At 66.5% G+C, this 17,488-nt stretch carries 12 protein-coding genes and 2 pseudogenes; 6 read left to right on the top strand and 8 right to left on the bottom strand.

All coding sequences use genetic code 11. The features are described 5' to 3' along the window. The first annotated feature begins 23 nt into the window (after positions 1 to 23). The gene (locus GEV05_14010; protein MPZ44489.1) at positions 24 to 467 is read left to right on the top strand and encodes a hypothetical protein; all 444 of its coding nucleotides are present in this window, start codon (positions 24 to 26) and stop codon (positions 465 to 467) included. On the opposite strand, the pseudogene GEV05_14015 reads toward GEV05_14010, so the two are convergent. From GEV05_14015 to hyfB, 7 genes and pseudogenes are all read right to left on the bottom strand, one after another. Next, positions 440 to 1,916, bottom strand: a pseudogene (locus tag GEV05_14015) (mechanosensitive ion channel). The gene GEV05_14010 and the pseudogene GEV05_14015 sit on opposite strands and share 28 nt — an antisense overlap. Before the next feature lie 142 nt (positions 1,917 to 2,058). Next, positions 2,059 to 2,568: an NADH-quinone oxidoreductase subunit NuoB gene (nuoB, locus tag GEV05_14020; protein ID MPZ44490.1), complete on the bottom strand. Its 510-nt coding sequence runs from the start codon at positions 2,566 to 2,568 to the stop codon at positions 2,059 to 2,061. 27 nt (positions 2,569 to 2,595) lie between these two features. Next, positions 2,596 to 4,140 carry a Ni,Fe-hydrogenase III large subunit gene (locus GEV05_14025; GenBank protein MPZ44491.1) on the bottom strand — a complete coding sequence of 515 codons (1,545 nt, stop codon included), beginning with the start codon at positions 4,138 to 4,140 and terminating at the stop codon, positions 2,596 to 2,598. 16 nt (positions 4,141 to 4,156) lie between these two features. Continuing rightward, entirely contained in the window at positions 4,157 to 5,605 is a 1,449-nt protein-coding gene (locus tag GEV05_14030; protein ID MPZ44492.1) for a hydrogenase 4 subunit F, read from the bottom strand. Between the two features lie 4 nt (positions 5,606 to 5,609). Continuing rightward, positions 5,610 to 6,272 (bottom strand): formate hydrogenlyase, encoded by a 663-nt coding sequence (locus tag GEV05_14035; GenBank protein ID MPZ44493.1) that lies wholly within the window; start codon positions 6,270 to 6,272, stop codon positions 5,610 to 5,612. Between the two features lies 1 nt (position 6,273). Continuing rightward, the gene (locus GEV05_14040; protein MPZ44494.1) at positions 6,274 to 7,224 is read right to left on the bottom strand and encodes a formate hydrogenlyase; all 951 of its coding nucleotides are present in this window, start codon (positions 7,222 to 7,224) and stop codon (positions 6,274 to 6,276) included. Continuing rightward, positions 7,221 to 9,254 (bottom strand): hydrogenase 4 subunit B, encoded by a 2,034-nt coding sequence (hyfB, locus tag GEV05_14045; GenBank protein MPZ44495.1) that lies wholly within the window; start codon positions 9,252 to 9,254, stop codon positions 7,221 to 7,223. The genes GEV05_14040 and hyfB overlap by 4 nt, the downstream gene beginning before the upstream one ends. A gap of 241 nt (positions 9,255 to 9,495) precedes the next feature. Here hyfB and GEV05_14050 point away from each other — a divergent pair, with 241 nt between their 5' ends. Further along, positions 9,496 to 9,774, top strand: coding sequence for an acylphosphatase (locus tag GEV05_14050; GenBank protein MPZ44496.1), 279 nt, complete (start codon positions 9,496 to 9,498; stop codon positions 9,772 to 9,774). Positions 9,775 to 10,146: 372 nt separating this feature from the next. Continuing rightward, positions 10,147 to 10,944 carry a helix-turn-helix domain-containing protein gene (locus GEV05_14055; GenBank protein ID MPZ44497.1) on the top strand — a complete coding sequence of 266 codons (798 nt, stop codon included), beginning with the start codon at positions 10,147 to 10,149 and terminating at the stop codon, positions 10,942 to 10,944. Between the two features lie 112 nt (positions 10,945 to 11,056). On the opposite strand, the gene dnaE is transcribed toward GEV05_14055, so the two are convergent. Then, positions 11,057 to 14,563, bottom strand: coding sequence for a DNA polymerase III subunit alpha (gene dnaE / locus GEV05_14060; protein MPZ44498.1), 3,507 nt, complete (start codon positions 14,561 to 14,563; stop codon positions 11,057 to 11,059). On the opposite strand from dnaE, the gene GEV05_14065 reads away from it, so the two are divergent. The 3 genes and pseudogenes from GEV05_14065 to GEV05_14075 all read left to right on the top strand — a co-directional run bounded on the left by GEV05_14065 (position 14,562) and on the right by GEV05_14075 (position 17,431). Then, complete coding sequence (locus tag GEV05_14065; protein MPZ44499.1) at positions 14,562 to 15,146, top strand: hypothetical protein; 585 nt, start codon at positions 14,562 to 14,564, stop codon at positions 15,144 to 15,146. The genes dnaE and GEV05_14065 overlap by 2 nt on opposite strands. Positions 15,147 to 15,249: 103 nt before the next feature. Further along, positions 15,250 to 16,578: pseudogene (locus GEV05_14070) on the top strand (sulfatase-like hydrolase/transferase). Beyond that, positions 16,520 to 17,431 carry a glycosyltransferase gene (locus GEV05_14075; GenBank protein ID MPZ44500.1) on the top strand — a complete coding sequence of 304 codons (912 nt, stop codon included), beginning with the start codon at positions 16,520 to 16,522 and terminating at the stop codon, positions 17,429 to 17,431. The pseudogene GEV05_14070 and the gene GEV05_14075 overlap by 59 nt, the downstream one beginning before the upstream one ends. The last annotated feature ends 57 nt before the right edge of the window (positions 17,432 to 17,488 follow it).

Consider the following 17,488-nt stretch of genomic DNA (forward strand, 5'->3'; position numbering starts at 1 on the left):
GTCGAAGCACCGAGTCGGACGGCATGTGCGCCTGTTTTGCCCCGGCCAGCAGGCATGCCCGCCTCTCGAGACAATCCAGCTTACGCGCAAATCGAGGAGGAGCGAGCGTGATTCCCACCCATCGTTTCATCCGTGCTGCGACCGTGGTTGGCGTGCTTGCGTTGGTGCCTTGTTTCGCCGCCGCACAGAGCAGTTATCCGAATCGCTCGATCCGAATGGTGGTGCCATTTGCACCTGGCGGGGGCACCGACATCGTTGGGCGCTTGTTGGCTGACAGCCTCAGCACGGCGCTGGGCACGATCATCGTCGTCGATAACCGGCCCGGCGGCGGCAGCACGGTGGGCACAGGAATCGTGGCGAAGGCAACACCAGACGGGTACACGGTGCTGCTCAACACCATCGACCTTGCGGTGAGTCCCGCGCTCCACAAGAGGTTGTCCTACGACGCCGTGCGGTTGCGCCACTGATCGACCCAGTGCTGCGTGAGCTTGCCGGCGGCTTCGCGTCCGCCCAGGCCGAACGCCAGGGCGACCGCCACCGCCACCGCCCCGAGCGTGAACGCAAAAGCGAGCTGGACGATCTCGTTGGCGATCCCCATCGCGCGCAAACCCATCGCGATCACCAGTCCGAGGATCGCGATCCGGGCGATGTTCGCGAGGCCCGTCGTGTGCGGCCCGCTCGCCTTGTTGATGGCGGCATGCGCGACGTTGGCGAGCCAGAAGCCGATCGTCAGGATGACCGCGCCGAGGACGACGTCGCCAGCGAAACGCAGGAAGCCGGTGACGACCTCGCGCACCTGGGTGAACCCCAGCTGGTTGGCGGCCTCGACCACAGCGAACAGCATCGCGAAGAACATCACGAGCGTGCTCGCCAGACGCGACGGGCGGGTGGCCCCGGACAAGGCGTGCTCGACGCCGAGCTTGGCGGGCAAGGCATCCACCCCGGCGCTTTCCAGCAGCCGCGCGATCAGCCCGGCGACGAAGCGCGCGACATACCAGGCCACCAGGATGATGGCCGTCGCGGCGATGAGGTGCGGGATCGCCTCGATCATCCGTTGCAGCATCAGCGTGGCCGGCCGAGCGATGGCGTCGATCCGCGCTGCATCGAGCGCGGCGATCAGCGAAGGCACGAACACGACGATGAACACGATCGTTCCGACCAGCTGTGAGAGCTTGAGCGAGCTGTCGAGACCGACCCGCTGGTTGACGTTGTCGAGTCCGGCCGCCGCCAGCAGATTGGTGGTCAGCGCTCGCAGCACTCGAGCCACGACATAGCCGACGAAGGCGATCAAGGCAGCACCGAACAGGTCCGGCAGCATGGCCAGGAATTCGCCGAACATGATCTGCACCGGACCGAGCACGCCGTGCAACTGGAACGCGCTCAGGATGGCGGGCAGGAACATGAGCACCACCAGCCAGAACAGCACGTTGCCCGCGCGTTGACTCACGGGCGCCATGTCTGCGGCAGCGCTCAGGCGTTCGTCCACGGAAGTCATGGCCAGCGCCCGGGTGGCGACCGAGCGCAGCACCGTCGCCACCAGCCAGGCGATGACGCACAACACCGCACCCGCCAGCAAATGCGGCAGATAACCGATGATGTCGCTCATCATCAGCGCGAACGGGTTCGACAGCATCGTCAGGTCGAGCGCGTTCAGCGCCGCGATCACCGTCGCCAGCATGACCCATGACCAGCCAGAACACGGCCGAGGCGAGCGCGCTCTCGGTGCTGACGTGAGTGCCGGTGCTCTCCGCGATGCGGGTGTCCACCCTCAGCAGATGGAGCACCCGCCGCATGCCGGCGCGCGCCAGGACCGCGACGATCCAGCCCAGCACGAGTATCGCGATCGCGCCGAGGATTTGCGGAATGTGGGTGCCGAGAGAGGTTTGCAGCGACGCATTGAAAGCGTTGAAGTCCATTTTTCTTTGCCTCCGCGCGAGTTCAGTATTAACCGGTTGACCATAACGCATCCACTACCCTGGATAGATCAGGGCCTGGACGTACGCGCGACTTGGGAAAGCTCTGCTGTCGCGTCGCTTGCGGCGCGGCGCCGAGCGCGATTCAGCGCTGAATCGCGGTGAGGATGCCCTGCAGGATGGCCAGCGGCGTGGGCGGGCATCCCGGCACTGCGACATCGACCGGGATCACGCTCGAAACCGCACCGCAACTCGCGTAGCTCTGGCCGAAGATCCCGCCCCCGCAGGAACCGCAGTCGCCGATCGCGACCACCAGCTTGGGATCGGGCATCGCATCGTAGGTGCGCCGCAATGCGACCGCCATGTGACGCGAAACGGGGCCGGTGACCAGGAGCATGTCGGCGTGGCGCGGGCTTGCGACGAACTTGATGCCGAGCCCCTCCAGGTTGTAGTGCGCCGCCTGCGCCATGTGGATCTCGAGCTCGCAGCCGTTGCACGAGCCCGGATCGACGTGCCGGATGGCGAGCGAGCGGCCGAACTGCTTCAGGACGGCGTCGTCCAGCCGCTGGCGCACGACCCGAAGCGATTCGTCGGCTTCGGGCGGGGCTTCGGAGACGATGCCGACCTTGGCGATTTGTTTCAGCAGGGTATACATGTGTTGGCTGCGCAGCTCACCTTTCACTCACAAATCGTGTCCGCTATAGCTTAAATTGAATGATTTGTTGATGAGCGGAAAGTCGGGGACGATGTTGTCGATCACGGCCCGCTCGAGCAATGGCCAGTTCTGCCACGACGGATCGTGCGGATGCATGCGCCGCACGCACCCGCCGGCGCCGGTTTCGAGCGCCACCAGGACCTCGCCGCGCCAGCCCTCGACGAGCCCTATGCCGAATCCGCCGTCCGGCGCAGCCGGCACGGGTTCGTGCACCGCTCCCGCACTCGCCCGACCGAGCATTGCGCGGATAAGGCGCAACGATTCGAACACCTCGTCGAAGCGCACCGACACGCGCGCCGCGACATCGCCTTGGTCGTGGATCGCCATGCGCACCTCGAGCTCGTCGTAGGGTGCGACCGGATGATCGACGCGCAGGTCCCAGGCGAGCCCGCTGGCCCGGCCGGGAAGGCCGCAGAGACCGAGCCGTTGCGCCAGCTCGGGCGCCACGCGGCCGGCGCCGATGAAGCGATCCTGCGCGCCGGCGTGCTCGTCGTAGATGCCGCGCAGGACGCTCACTTCCGACTCGATCGTTGCCGCCAGCTCGAACAGCTGCTGCGGACCTTCGAGCGGCAGGTCGCGCGCCACCCCGCCCGGCACGACGTAGTCCATGAGATAGCGATGTCCGAACAGGGCCGCGTTCAGGCGCAGCACCAGCTCCTTCAGGCGCCAGAACTGGAAGAAACCGAACGCGAGCGCGACGTCGTTGCCCAGGTAGCCGAGGTCGCCCAGGTGATTGTGCACGCGCTCGATCTCCAGCGCGATGGCACGCAGCCATACCGCCCGCGCCGGCACCTGCACGCCGGCGAGGCTCTCGGCCGCCTGCGCGTACGCCCACGCGTAGGCCACGGTCGAATCGCCGCTCACGCGCCCCGCAAGCCGCGCGCATTGCTCGAGCGACATGCCTTCGGCGCGCTTCTCGATGCCCTTGTGCTTGTAACCCAGGCGCTGCTCGAGGCGCAGCACGGCTTCGCCCACGATCGAGAAGCGGAAGTGTCCCGGCTCGATGGTTCCGGCATGCACCGGACCGACCGCAATCTCGTGCACGCCCTCGCCCTCGACGCGAACGAACGGATAGTGATCGTCGGCGGGATCGAGCGCCGCGTCGATCGGGAAGCTCTTGCGCAGCGGAAACGTTCCATCCGGCCACGCACCGTGACGCAGCCATTTGCGCGAATCGGGACTGCCGTCGGCATGCAGGCCGAGCAGGTCGTAGGCCGCCCTCTGCATGCGGGTCGCAGCCGGAAACAGATCCGCGATGCTGGAGTAATGTGGATGCTCGGCCGGTAGCGGCAAGCGCAAGCAGAGCAGACTTTCGCGGACCGCGAGCGCGACGTTGAGCGCAAAGCCTCGCCCGAGGTCGGTATCGTCACAACCCCACAGCGCCACGAGACGGCCACCGTCGGACTTGGCGCGGTCGCACGCCGCGCGCAGCTGGGCCGCCGAAACGTGCGCGAACCGGGCGCTCACCACCCCGGGAAGGGGCTGGATCGCCAGATCGCTTGCGGCGGTCATCGTGCCCGTCATGGGTCTAGCCGATCAACGCTGCCGCCTGGCGATACCACTGCTCCAGGTACGGCGGAATGTAGAGCCCCAGCAACAGCACCAGGGCGAGATGCACGAATACCGGCAGCAACGCGGGCTGATGCGGCAGGCGCTTCGCGGTCGTTTCGCCGAACACCATCGGCTGCACTTTGCTGAACACGGCGGCGAACGCCACGCCAAGCGCGAACAACAAGAACGGCGTGGACCACGAGTGTTCGTGCATGGCGGTCGTGAGGATCATGAACTCGGAGGCGAACACGCCGAACGGCGGCACGCCCAGGATCGCGAGCGTGCCGAGCATCAGGCCCCAGCCGATGGTGGGATTGCGCTCGATGAGCCCGCGGATATCGGCCATGTTCTGCGTGCCCGTTTTCTGCGTGGCATGGCCGACGGTAAAGAATATCGCCGATTTGGTGAGCGAGTGCACCGTCATGTGCAGCAGGCCGGCGAACGCCGCCACGGTCCCGCCCATGCCGAAGGCAAACGTGATGATGCCCATATGCTCGATCGAGGAATAGGCGAACATGCGCTTGATGTCGCGCTGGCGCGAGAGGAACAGCGCCGCGACCACCACCGAGAGCAAGCCGAAGCCCATCATGAGACCGCCGGAAAAGTTGCTGCCAAGCGCCCCGTCGACCAGCACCTTGCTGCGCACCACGGCATACAAGGCGACATTGAGCAGCAGCCCCGACAGCACCGCCGAAATCGGCGTCGGGCCCTCGGCGTGGGCGTCGGGCAGCCAGTTGTGCAGGGGAACGAGGCCCACCTTGGTGCCGTAGCCCACCAGCAGGAAGACGAAGGCGAGCGAGAGCACCGTCGGCTCGAGCTGATGGCGCACCTCGTACAGATGCGTCCACAGCAGCGAGATCGTGCCTCCTCCGAGCACCTTCTCGGCGGCGAAGTACAGCAGGATGGTGCCGAACAGCGCCTGCGCGATGCCCACGCCGCAAAGAATGAAGTACTTCCAGGCCGCCTCCAGACTCTCGGGCGTGCGATACAGGCTCACCAGCAGCACAGTGGAGAGCGTCGCGCCCTCCATGGCGACCCATAGAATGCCGACGTTGTTGGTCAAGAGCGATACCAGCATCGTGAACGTGAACAGCTGGTAGGCGCAGTGATACAACCGCAACCGAGCCGCCGTCACGCGCCCATGAGCCTGCTCGATGCGCATGTAGGGGCCGCTGAACAGCGCGGTAGTGAACGCGACCAGCGCGGTCAGCGCAACCAGGAAGACGTTGAACGGGTCGACGAAGAACTGTTCGTTGAACGCGGTTGCCGGCCCGCTCTCGACGACCCGCGCCACCAGCAGCGCCGAGGCGACGAATGTCGCGAGGCTGAAGACGCTGTTGACCTCCGCCGCCCAGCGGCGGTGGCCGCCCAGCGCCAGCACGGCCGCGCCGAGGAGCGGAATCGCAAGCACCCATAGGATTTCCAAGCGGCTAGTCCTGTTTGAGCTTTTCCATGTGGCGAATATCGAGCGAGTCGAACGTCTCGCGGATATGAAAAAAGAAGATGCCGAAGACGAACGCGCCCACCAGCACGTCGAGCGCGACGCCCATCTCCACCACCAGCGGCATGCCGTAGGTGGCGCTGGTGGCGGTGAACAACAAACCGTTCTCCATGGCGAGAAATCCGATCACCTGCGGCAGGGCCTTGCGCCGCACGATCATCATCAGGAACGACAGCAGCACGCTCGCCAGCGCGATGCCGAGCGTGGAGCGGGTGACGGTGCTCGCCATCTCGGAGATCGGGGTGGCCAGGGCAAAGGCGAAGATCACGAGCCCGATGCCCACCAGCATGGTGGTCGGAATATTGATGAGCGTTTCGACGTCCCAGCGCACGTTCAGCCGGTCGATCAGCTTGTGCAGGAACCACGGCAGGAACAGCACCTTCAGGACCGCCGTCATGGCGGCCGAGATGTACAGGTGCGGCTGGTCCATGCCGTGAGCAACGATCGCGGTCGAGGCTGCCAGCGCCAGCCCCTGCCAGGCGAACAGGCGAATGAGCGAGAGCACGCGCCGCTGCGAGAGCATGGCGAACGCGATCAGGAGCAGCGTCGCCGCGAGCAGGTTCACCAGTTGCTGGCTCAGGGACGCGGACATCTCACGGACTGACGAGAAAGTGGATCAGCATGCCGAGCACCGCCAGCAGGAATGCCGTGGAGAGAAATTCCGGCGCGCGGAAGACCCGGAACTTCGCCGACACCGTCTCGATCAGTGCCAGTCCCGCCCCGGCTATCGCCAGCTTGACCAGCAGCGCCAGCAGCGCGAACGGCAATGCGCCCCAGTCGCTGCCTTCCGCGATTCCCCACGGCACGAACAGCGCGATGCCGATGGTCATGTAGGCGTAGAGCTTGATCGCCGAAGCCCACTCGATCAGCGCCAGGTGGCGTGCCGAGTACTCGAGAATCATCGCCTCGTGAATCATCGTGAGCTCGAGATGGGTCGCCGGATTGTCCACCGGAATGCGTGCGTTCTCCGCCAGCAGCACCATGAGGAAGGCAACCGCCGCGAAGGCGAGGCTCGGGTGGATGGCGTACTCGCGGTGCGCCAGCGATTCCACGATGGTCGTGAGCTGGGTCGAGCCGCTGATGAACGCCGCGGTGAAAAGCGTCATCAGCATCGCCGGCTCGGCCAGGAACCCCACCAGCATTTCCCGGCGCGCGCCCAGGCCGCCGAACGCGGTGCCGATATCGAGGGCGGCGAGCGAGACGAACACGCGTGCGAGCGCGAACAGCCCGACCAGCGCGATGATGTCCGCGGCCGGCGCGAACGGCAGGTCGGTCGCCAGCACCGGCACGATCCCGCCCGCAAGCCACATGCAGCCGAACAGGATATAGGGCGTCGCCCAGAACAGCGGCGAGGCGTTCTCGGCCAGCACCGCTTCCTTGTGGAACAAGCGCCGCAGCACGTAGTAGGGCTGCAGCACGCCGGGCCCGGAGCGGTTCTGCAGCCAGGCGCGACACTGGTTGACCCAACCGAGCAGCAACGGTGCGGTTGCCGCCACGAAGATCGACTGGACGATCTGGAATGCGATGCCGGCGCTATCGATCATCGCACGAACAGCAACAACGCGATCAGGGTGACGAAGCTGTACAGCAGGTAGATGCTGATTCGTCCCTGCTGCAGCAAGCCGACGCGCGCGCAGACATACTCCACCATGCGCGCGACAGGCAGATAGAGCGCGTACCAAAGGCGGTCTTCGACCTGGAGCTCGAACCGGGGCTGCGGATCGTCCGGCGCGGGAACGCGGCCCCGAATGCGATAGATCGGGCCGAAGATCCAGCGAATCGGCTGCCCGAACGCGGCGGCCGTATCCTGCATGCGCGCGCTCTGTTCGGGGAAGCCGCAATCCCAGGCGGCCGAGCGGCGCAGCCGGCCGTGCCAGATCCAGCGCACGCCGGCGAACGTCAGCCCGAAGACGACCAGGATCGTGATGAGGAAGATCACCGGCGAATAGCTCGCCTGCTCGGCCCGTGCCGGCACCAGCCATAGCCAGCCGGAATCGAGCGCCGCCCGCGGCAGGCCGCTGCCCATGACCGAGACGGCGACGCGGTCGAGCAGCCCCACCACGGTGCTCGGAAAAATACCCAGGACCACGCACCAGAGCGCGAGCCAGGCCATGCCGATGCGCTCGTGAAAACCGGCATCGCCGCCCCGGTGGCTCGCGTCGGACACATGCCGCGGCTCGCGCGGCTGGCCGAGAAAGGCGATGCCATACACTTTGACGAAACACATCGCGGTCAGCGCACCGGCGAGCGCGAGCATGGCGGCCAGCAGCGGCACGAGGCTGCGCAGCACGCCGTCGCTGAGCAGCGCCGCCTGCAGCGCCGTCTGATACGTCAGCCACTCGGATACGAAGCCGTTGAGCGGCGGCAGCGCCGAGATCGCAAGCGCGCCCACGAGAAAATAGGTCGCGGTGGCCGGCATGCGCCGGATCAGCCCGCCCATGTCGTTCAGATCGCGCAGTCCCGTCGCGTGCAGGATCGAGCCCGCACCGAGGAACAGCAGCCCCTTGAAGATGGCGTGATTGAGCGTGTGGTACAGGCCCGCGATCAGCCCCAGCGCCCCGGCTTCCGGGTGGCCCGTGGCGATGAACACCATGGACAGCCCGATGCCGATCAGGATGATGCCGATGTTCTCCACCGAGTGATAGGCGAGCAGTCGCTTCAGGTCGTGCTGCATCAATGCGTACAGCACGCCGAACATCGCCGTGAGCGCGCCGGTGATCGCGACCGTCAAGCCCCACTGCCAGGTAACGTTGCCGATCAGATCGTAGAACACGCGCACCATGCCGTAGATCGCGGTCTTCAACATGATTCCGCTCATCAGCGCCGACACCGGGGAAGGCGCCGCGGGATGTGCCTCCGGCAGCCAGGCATGCAACGGCATCATGCCCGCCTTCGCGCCGAACCCGGCGAAGGCGAGCACGAAGGCGATCGTCGCCCAGAACGGCGTCAGCTCGGCGCGGCGCAACGCATCGAATGTGTACGCGTCCAAGCCCCCGCCGCCCTGCAGAATGCCGAAGCAAAGCAGCAGGGCAATGGCGCCGATATGGGCGATCAGCAGATACAGGAACCCGGCGCTGCGAATCTCGGGCAGGCGATGGTCGGTGGTCACGAGAAAGTACGAGGCGATCGCCATGCTCTCCCAGGCCACCATGAAGAGGTAGGCATCGTCGGCCAGCACCACCAGCGCCATGGCGGCGAGGAAGGCGTGGTACTGCAGACCGATCAGCCGCAGGCGCTGCGGCGTTTCGCGCTCGAAGTAGCCGGCGGCATAGATGGAGATACCTGCCGAGCCGATGCCGATGAGGAAGAGGAAGAACCCGCCCAGGGGATCGAGCCGCAAATGAAACGGCAGACCGGGCAGGCCGAGCGGCAGAACGAGCGTCTGCGCGGGTTGCGCGATCGCGCACACGGCGACGACAGCGAGTACCAGCGATGCCAGCGCCGCCGCGGGAAACAACACGCGATCGACCAGGCGCAGGCGCTCGGACTGGAACAGGCTGAGCGCAGCCGCCAGCATCCAGAACACCGCGACCCCGACCGCGATTTCGACGGACGGAAAGGCGGTTGGATCCATGGAGGGCTGGCTCGGGAGATCGACGGGCTGTTTGTTTTGTTGACCGGTGTGATCCGGCTAGTGTGGCGTGTGATCTGCGTACCGCCTGGAGCGCACGGCGCAAATGTTTAATTTGATAATAGCAAACGCGCTTCGCATACCGCAAACCCGCAAAGGGGCTGGGTCATGGTGAAGAGAACCATGACCAAGGGCTGGCGGCTGGATAGCTATAATCAACGACTACGCAGCCGAGCCGCTACGCATGCAGGATCACACCCGCCATCTCGTCATCGTCGGCCACGTGCAGGGCGTCGGATTTCGCTACGCCATGGCGCGCAAGGCTGGCGAGCTCGGCATCCGCGGCTGGGTGCGCAATCGCGTCGACGGCAAGGTCGAAGCGCTGATCCAGGGAACGCCGGAAGCGGTTGCGCAGATGATCGCGTGGTCCCGCCATGGCCCGCGCAACGCGCAGGTCGAGCGCGTGGAAGTCGAGCCCGCGCAAGGCGAGTTCGAGGATTTCGGGACGCGCCCCAGCGAGTGATCGCCGCCGGCGAGGCGCGTATCTGCGAAAGCAGGGATCATCCTGCTGCAGCGCTGCAGCAGGATCAGCGCTGCAGCAGGATCAGCGCGGCGGCAGCAGCGACCACCGGAGCTGCCGGCTTTCCCGCCATCCAGCGCCGCCATCCATCATCGCTAGACCGGCCGCGCCCGGAGCCGCACGCTCGACTCGCCCGCGTTCCCGAACCCCTGGCACGCACATCTCGAGTCCAGGATATGAAAACGCCTGGAAACGACGCTCCGCCTGTGCGACTATAGCGACACTGGACGCAGCTGCCGGCACCGAGGCTGCTCCGATCCGGCCCCCAATATCACATTTATTCCATATGGTGAACGAATGAAGGACGATGTTCGGATGTTCCCACGTGCGAGCCACCCTCAACGCAACAATCGCTCCCCGGCCGGGACGCAGAGCATCCAGCGCGCCGCGCGCCTGTTGCGCGAGCTGGCGGCGCGCAATCGCCAGGGCATGCGCCTGATCGACGTGGCGCACAGCTCCGGCCTGCAGCGGCCCACGGTGCATCGCATGCTCAAGTGCCTGACGGCCGAGAACCTGGTATCGCAGGACCCGCAATCGCGCCGCTATTTCCTCGGGCCGCTCGTGTTCGAGCTCGGCATCACGGCGGGGCCGCGCTTCAACATCCGCGACGTCTGCAGCGATGCGCTCGATCGCATCGCCGCCGAAACCGGCGACACCGCGTTTCTCAGCATCCGCAGCGGTGATGATGCGCTGTGCGTCGATCGGCGGGAGGGCGCCTATCCCATCAAGACCTTCACGGTCGATGTGGGCGTGCGCCGCCCGCTGGGGGTGGGCGCGGGCAGCCTCGCGATCCTGACCGCGTTGCCGGACGAGGAAGTCGAAGGGACCATCGAACGCATCGCGAGCCGCCTGCCGGCCTACGGCCGGCTGACCGCCACCGAGCTGCTGAGCATGGTGAAGCGCGCGCGCAAGACGGGCTATGTGCTGAACGACGTGCGCACGCTCTCGGGCGTGACTGCGATCGGCGTGCCCATCTTCGATCCCAACGCACGGGCGATCGGCGCGATCAGCCTCTCAGCCATTACCGCGCGCATGACCGCGACCCGCCAGCGCGAACTGCTCGAGGTGCTGCGCCGGGAAATCCGCACGATCGAGAAGCAGCTCGCGCGCTGAACCACCCCGTCCGCGACATTGTCGCGTCCCGCCCCTCCTTGACAAGGAAAGGAATTTCGCGCGGCGCTTCCTGGCGTCTCGCCGTCTCTTCCGGCGAGGCAGCGGGGCGCGGCTAGCCGTAGACGATTTCGACGTTCGGGCGGCTCACCCACTCGGCGAGCGACTGGACCAGATTGTCGGCGGCGCTCACTCGCCACTCTTCGGGCAGCTGGATCTCGCAGCTCGCATCGGCGTTGGTGTACTGGATCGCGACCGCGCACGGGCCCGGCCGGTAAGGCGCAAGCAGCTCGCGCAGCCTCGGCCCACTGGAGCCGCCGTTCAAGCGGATGCGGATCATGCGCGCAAAGCGGTTGCGGGCCGCATCGAGGTCCAGCACCTGCTCGGCGATCACGCGCACCGAAGCGCTCTCGGCGCCATTACCGTCACCATTGCCGTTGCTGGTGCGCCGGAACGTGCGCACCTTCGCTTCCACCACGATCAGCGCATCCTCGACCAGCAGGCGGCGGCAGCGATCGAGCACGTCGCTGTAGACGGTGAGCTCGAGCTTCGCCTCGCCGTCGCTCAGGTTCACGATCATCATACGCCCGCTCTGCGAGTTCTGACTGCGCAGCGATTCGATCACGCCGGCTAGAAGCTGCGTGTTCTGCGCCGCATCCCAGCCCCCGGCGCCGGCCGCCACGGTCGCGAGCGAGCTCTTGATGAAATGCCGGATCTCATGCCGGTAGGCATTGAAGGGGTGACCCGAAAGGTAGAAGCCGAGCGCCGTCTTTTCTTCCTTGAGGCGCCGGCGCTCGTCCCAGGGCGCGGTCCCGACCAGCGGCAGCTCCTCGGCGGCCGCATCTTCGGCACCGAAGAGATTCGCCTGGTTGGCCGCGAGGCTCGCCCGCTCGGCCTCGTCCATCGCCAGTCCCACGGTTGCAGCCAGCGCCGAGCGCTCTGCCCCGAGCGCATCGAACGCGCCCGCACGGATCAACGATTCGATCGCGCGGCGGTTGACGATGCGCCGATCGACGCGCTTACAGAAATCGAACAGCCCGTTGAACGTGCCGCCGCGCGCGCGTGCTTCGACGATGTTGGCGATGGCGGCTTCGCCCGTTCCCTTCACCGCGCCCAGGCCGTAGCGGATCGTGCGCGCATCGACCGGGGCGAAGCGATAGTCCGAGGCGTTCACGTCCGGCGGCAGCACGCTGAGCCCGCCGTCGCGCGCATCTTCGTAGAACGTGCGCACCTTGTCGGTGTCGTCCATCACCGCCGACAAGTTGGCCGCCATGAACGCCGCCGGGTGGTGTGCTTTCATGTAGGCGGTGTGGTAAGCGACCAGCGCATAGGCTGCGGCATGCGACTTGTTGAAGCCGTAGCCGGCGAACTTCTCCATCAGGTCGAACAACTGGTTCGCGCGCGCCGCGTCGAGCCGGTTCTTCACCGCCCCTTCGATGAAGATGTCGCGCTGCTGCGCCATCTCCTCCGGCTTCTTCTTGCCCATCGCGCGGCGCAGCAGATCGGCGCCACCGAGCGTGTAGCCGCCGATCACCTGCGCGATCTGCATCACCTGCTCCTGGTAGACCATGACACCATAGGTCGGCCCCAGGATCGTTTCCAGGCGCGGATCGAGATACTCGACCTTCTGCCACCCGTGCTTGCGGTCGATGAAATCCGGAATGAGGTCCATCGGCCCCGGCCGGTAGAGTGCGACCAGGGCGATGATGTCTTCGAAGCGGTCGGGCCGCGCGCGCTTGATGAGATCGCGCATGCCGCGCGATTCCAGCTGGAACACCGCCGTGGTATTGCCGCTCGAGAGCAGGCGATAGGCTGCCGCGTCGTCCAGCGCCACGGCCGCAAGATCGAAGCTGGCGTCTTCCGCAACGCCAATGCCGGCGGCCGCGAGCGCATGCACGTTCTTCACCGCCCAGTCGAGGATGGTGAGCGTGGTGAGCCCGAGGAAGTCGAACTTCACCAGCCCGATTTGCTCCACGTCGTCCTTGTCGAGCTGCGACACCACCGCTTCCGAGCCCTGCGCGGTGTAGACGGGACAGAAGTCGGTGAGCTTTCCGGGCGCGATCAGCACACCGCCCGCGTGCATGCCGACGTTGCGCGTGAGGCCCTCGAGCGTCCCCGCCAGCTCCAGCAGGTCCGCCACTTCCTCTTCGCCACGCTCGCGGCTGGCAAGCTGCGGCTCCATTTCGCGCGCCATCGCGAGCGTGATGTTCTTCCCCGGCTGGAACGGGATCAGCTTCGCGAGCTGATCGCAGAAGTTGTAGCCGAGGTCCAGTACCCGCCCCACGTCGCGCACCACCGCGCGCGCGGCCATCGTGCCGAAGGTCGCGATCTGCGACACGCTGTCGGCGCCGTACTTCTGGCGCACGTACTCGATGACGCGGTCGCGGCCTTCCTGGCAGAAGTCGATGTCGAAATCCGGCATCGATACCCGCTCGGGGTTGAGGAAGCGCTCGAACAGCAGGTCGTAGCGCAAGGGATCGAGATCGGTGATGCCAAGGCTGTAGGCGACCAGCGACCCCGCGCCCGAGCCGCGTCCCGGACCGACCGGAATGCCGTTGGACTTGGCCCAGTTGATGAAGTCGGCGACGATCAGGAAATAGCCCGGGAAGCCCATCTTCACGATCATGCCGAGCTCGAACTCGAGGCGCTCCCGGTAGCGCACAGCCACCCGCTCGTGCTCGGCCGGATCGGGATAGAGGCTGCGCATACGCGCAGTGTAGCCTTCGAGCGCGCGCTCGCGCAGGTACGCTTCGAGGCTCACGCCCTCCGGGGTCGGGAACTGCGGCAGCCGGCTCTTGCCCAGCTCGATCGCGAGATTGCAGCGCTTGGCAATCTCGACGCTGTTGGCCAGCAGCTCGGGCGCATCGGCGAAGAGCTCGGCCATCTCGGCCTGAGTCTTGAAGTATTGCTGCGGGGTGAACGCTTTCGGCCGGCGCGAGTCGCCCAGCACGTAGCCCTGGGCGATGCATACCCGCGCCTCATGGGCGCGGAAATCCTCGGGGCGCATGAACTGCACGGGATGGGTTGCAACCGCGGGCAGGCCCTCTTTCGACGCAAACCGGAGCGTGCGGCGCGCCAGCGCATCGATGCGCGGATCGCCGCTGCGCTGCACCTCCAGGTAGAAGCGGTTGGGGAATACGCTGCGCCAGTGATGCGCGTTGCGCCGTGCCTGCTCCTCGTTTTCGTGCAGGAGCGCCCGGCCGATGTCGCCGAACGGCCCCCCCGAGAGACAGATGAGGCCCTGCGTGGAGGCGGCATCGAGCCAGGATGGATCGATCTCGGCACGCCCGCGGCTCTGGTTGAAGCGATAGGCGCGCGAGAGCAGCTCCGACAGGCGCAGGTAACCCGCACGCGATTGACACAGGAGCAGAAGCCGCGACGGCTTTTCCCGGTCCTGCGGATTGGCGATCCACGCGTCGCAGCCGAGGATGGGCTTGACGCCCGCGCCGCGTGCGGCGCTATAGAACTTGATCATGCCGAACACGTTGGCGAGATCGGTCAGGCCCAGCGCCGGCATGGCGTCCGCCGCGGCCTTTTCGACGGCCTCGTCCACCCGCACGATGCCGTCGACGACGGAGAATTCGCTGTGCAGGCGCAGATGAACGAAACGCGGATCGGCCATGGCGCTATTCTACTTCGAGGCGCGGGCTTTCGATCGGCCGCGTGCCGGCTCGCGCGCGTCGTCGCTCAAGTTCCCTTCGGCCGGCAACGGCACGCCACCGCACCTCGCGGGCGAGCTCTTCAAGCTGATGACCGGAGTCGACATGCAGCACGTTCCCTACAAGGGCTCGGGACAGTCGGTCGCGGACCTGATCGCCGGTCACGTGCCGCTGTCGTTCGACAGCACGCCGACCGTTCTGCCTTACCTTGCCGCCGGGCGGCTGCGCGCGATCGCGGTGACCACGCTCAAGCGCAGCCCGGTGCTCCCCAAGGGGCCGACGCTGGACGAATCCGGCTTGAAGGGCTACCAGGTGGGCAGCTGGTACGGCATGTTCGCGCCCGCTGGAACCCCGCCCGAGATCGTGCGCAAGATTCGCGCAACGGTCCAGGCCGCGCTCAAGTCACCCGACATGAAGGACAAGATGGCGAAGCTCGGCACCGACGACACGGTCACCGAGACGCCCGAGGCCTTCCGCGCCATGCTGGCTGCCGATATCGCCAAATACGCGAAAGTCATCAGGGCTGCCCACTTGAAAGTCGATTGAGCGCCCCGCGCGAGCCGTTCGATGGACCGATGGGGCCGCTTCGGGCATGTTACCTTTGCGGCCACCGAGCCCGGCGCCGGTGGCGGTATGAGCGCATAGCACGATGCAAGCGACCAACTTCATCTGCATTCTCTCCGACGAGCACAACAAGCGCACGCTCGGCTGCTACGGCCACGAGCTGGTGCGCACGCCGAACCTGGATGCTCTGGCAAGCCGCGGCACCCGGTTCGACGCCGCCTATACCAACTGCCCGATCTGCGTGCCGGCGCGCGCCAGCCTCGCCACCGGCCAGTACGTGCACAGGACCGGTTGCTGGGACAACGCCATCGCCTATCGTGGCGATCCGCCGAGCTGGGGTCAGCGCCTGATGGCGGCGGGCCACCGCTGCGTTTCGATCGGCAAGCTTCACTATCAGTCCTCCGAGCCTGGGTGCAACGGCTTCGACGAGGAGATCCTGCCGCTGCATATCGTCAACGGCGTGGGCGACCTGCTGGGGCTCATACGCGACGAGCTTCCGGTGCGTGCCGGCTCGCGCAAGCTCGGGCCCGAGGCCGGGCCGGGCGAATCCGAGTACACCCGCTACGACCGCGACATCGCCACGGCCGCGTGCCGCTGGCTCGAGCGCGAGGCGCCTCGCCACCGCGACCAACCCTGGGTGTTGTACGTGGGGTTCGTGTCGCCTCACTTCCCGTTGATCGCACCGGCGGAGTTCTACGATCTCTACGCGGGCCGGGCGCTGCCGCGGCCGGCGATGTATGCGCGCGACGAGCGCCCCGTTCACCCGTTCATCGATGCGATGCGCCGCTGCCTGTGCTACGACGAAGCTTTCGACGAAGCGATGCTGCAGCGCGCGCTCGCAGCCTACTTCGGCCTGGTGACCTTTCTCGACGACAACGTCGGCAAGATCCTGCGCGCGGTAGCGGCCGCGGGACTGGAATCCAACACCCGCATCCTCTATTCGTCCGACCACGGCGACAACCTCGGCACGCGCGGGCTGTGGGGCAAGTCGACGATGTACGAGGAATCGGCCGGCGTGCCGATGATCCTCGCCGGTTCCGGCATCCCGCAGGCGAATGCGACCGACGCGCCGGTGAGCCTGGTCGACGTCTATCCCACGCTCTCGCAGTCGGTCGGATTGAACGCGCGCGGCAGCCTTGCCGGCTACCCCGGGCACTCGTTGATCGAGATCGCGGATGGCTACATGCCCGACCGGACGGTGCTGTCCGAATACCATGCGGCCGGCGCAGCGACCGCGGCCTACATGATCCGCCACGGCCGCTACAAGTACGTGCATTACGTCGGCATGGTGCCGATGCTGTTCGATCTCCGCGCCGACCCGGAGGAGCGGATCGACCTTGCGCCCGATCCCGCGTATGCCGATGCGATCGCCGAGTGCGAAGCCGCGTTGCGGCGCGTGGTCGATCCCGAAGCGCAATCAAGGCAAGCGCGCCGCGCTGGCCGCGGGATTCCGGCGCGCTCGCGGCTCGGTGCTGGTGACCATCGACTCCGACAGCGTGATCGAGCCCGGCACGCTGGCCGCCATGGCCGGCCCCTTTCGCGATGCGAAGGTCGGCGCAGTGGCGGGCAAGGTGGCCGCATTCAACCGCGACCGCGGCTGGCTGCCGCGGATGCTGCACGTGCGCTACATCCTTTCCTTCGACTTCCAGCGCAGCGTCCAGTCGACCTACGGCACGGTCTATTGCTGCCCCGGCGCGCTCGCGGCATACCGCGCTCAGATCGTGCACAAGGTGCTGGATACCTGGCTCGACCAGCGTTTCCTCGGCGCACGCTGCACCTTCGGTGAAGACCGCGCGCTCACCAACGCGATCCTGGCCGAGGGCTACGATAGCGTCTACCAGGGCAGCGCCGTGGTGCACACGCTGGTGCCCGAAACCTACAGCAAGCTGTGCAAGATGTACCTGCGCTGGGATCGCAGCTACGTGCGCGAGGAGATCCGCTTTGCGCGCATCGTCTGGAGCCGGCCTGCGATCCCGATGCTGCTCTGCGTGCTGGAGAAGACCGTCACCAATCTGCGCTATCCCGTCGCCTGGCTCGCGTTCGTGCTGCTCGCCACCCGGGTCATCAGCAACCCGATCTCGCTGCTGCGGGTGCTGGTCGCAATCGGCATCGGCGCCTCGTTCTACATGCTGTACTACCTCTACAGCGAGCGCTCGGCGCGCTTCGTGTACGGCATCCTGTACGCCTACTTCGCGTTCTTCGCTTTGTGGTGGATTTTTCCCTACGCCCTGCTCACCGTGCGCGCGCGGTCATGGATGACCCGGTAAGCGAGCTTGTGCTCCCTCTCCCTCACTTGCAGTGCGCGCATCGGCATGCAGGCCGAT

The organism is Betaproteobacteria bacterium (assembly GCA_009377585.1).
Classification (GTDB): domain Bacteria; phylum Pseudomonadota; class Gammaproteobacteria; order Burkholderiales; family WYBJ01; genus WYBJ01.

What these genes read in the sequence shown, in the direction of transcription:
- GEV05_14010 (MPZ44489.1), top strand. Translation starts at nt 24, where the DNA reads ATGTGCGCCTGTTTTGCCCCGGCCAGCAGGCATGCCCGCCTCTCGAGA.
- nuoB (MPZ44490.1), bottom strand. Translation starts at nt 2,568, where the DNA reads ATGTATACCCTGCTGAAACAAATCGCCAAGGTCGGCATCGTCTCCGAA.
- GEV05_14025 (MPZ44491.1), bottom strand. Translation starts at nt 4,140, where the DNA reads ATGACCGCCGCAAGCGATCTGGCGATCCAGCCCCTTCCCGGGGTGGTG.
- GEV05_14035 (MPZ44493.1), bottom strand. Translation starts at nt 6,272, where the DNA reads ATGTCCGCGTCCCTGAGCCAGCAACTGGTGAACCTGCTCGCGGCGACG.
- GEV05_14040 (MPZ44494.1), bottom strand. Translation starts at nt 7,224, where the DNA reads ATGATCGATAGCGCCGGCATCGCATTCCAGATCGTCCAGTCGATCTTC.
- hyfB (MPZ44495.1), bottom strand. Translation starts at nt 9,254, where the DNA reads ATGGATCCAACCGCCTTTCCGTCCGTCGAAATCGCGGTCGGGGTCGCG.
- GEV05_14050 (MPZ44496.1), top strand. Translation starts at nt 9,496, where the DNA reads ATGCAGGATCACACCCGCCATCTCGTCATCGTCGGCCACGTGCAGGGC.
- GEV05_14055 (MPZ44497.1), top strand. Translation starts at nt 10,147, where the DNA reads ATGTTCCCACGTGCGAGCCACCCTCAACGCAACAATCGCTCCCCGGCC.
- GEV05_14065 (MPZ44499.1), top strand. Translation starts at nt 14,562, where the DNA reads ATGGCGCTATTCTACTTCGAGGCGCGGGCTTTCGATCGGCCGCGTGCC.
- dnaE (MPZ44498.1), bottom strand. Translation starts at nt 14,563, where the DNA reads ATGGCCGATCCGCGTTTCGTTCATCTGCGCCTGCACAGCGAATTCTCC.
- GEV05_14075 (MPZ44500.1), top strand. Translation starts at nt 16,520, where the DNA reads ATGCCGATGCGATCGCCGAGTGCGAAGCCGCGTTGCGGCGCGTGGTCG.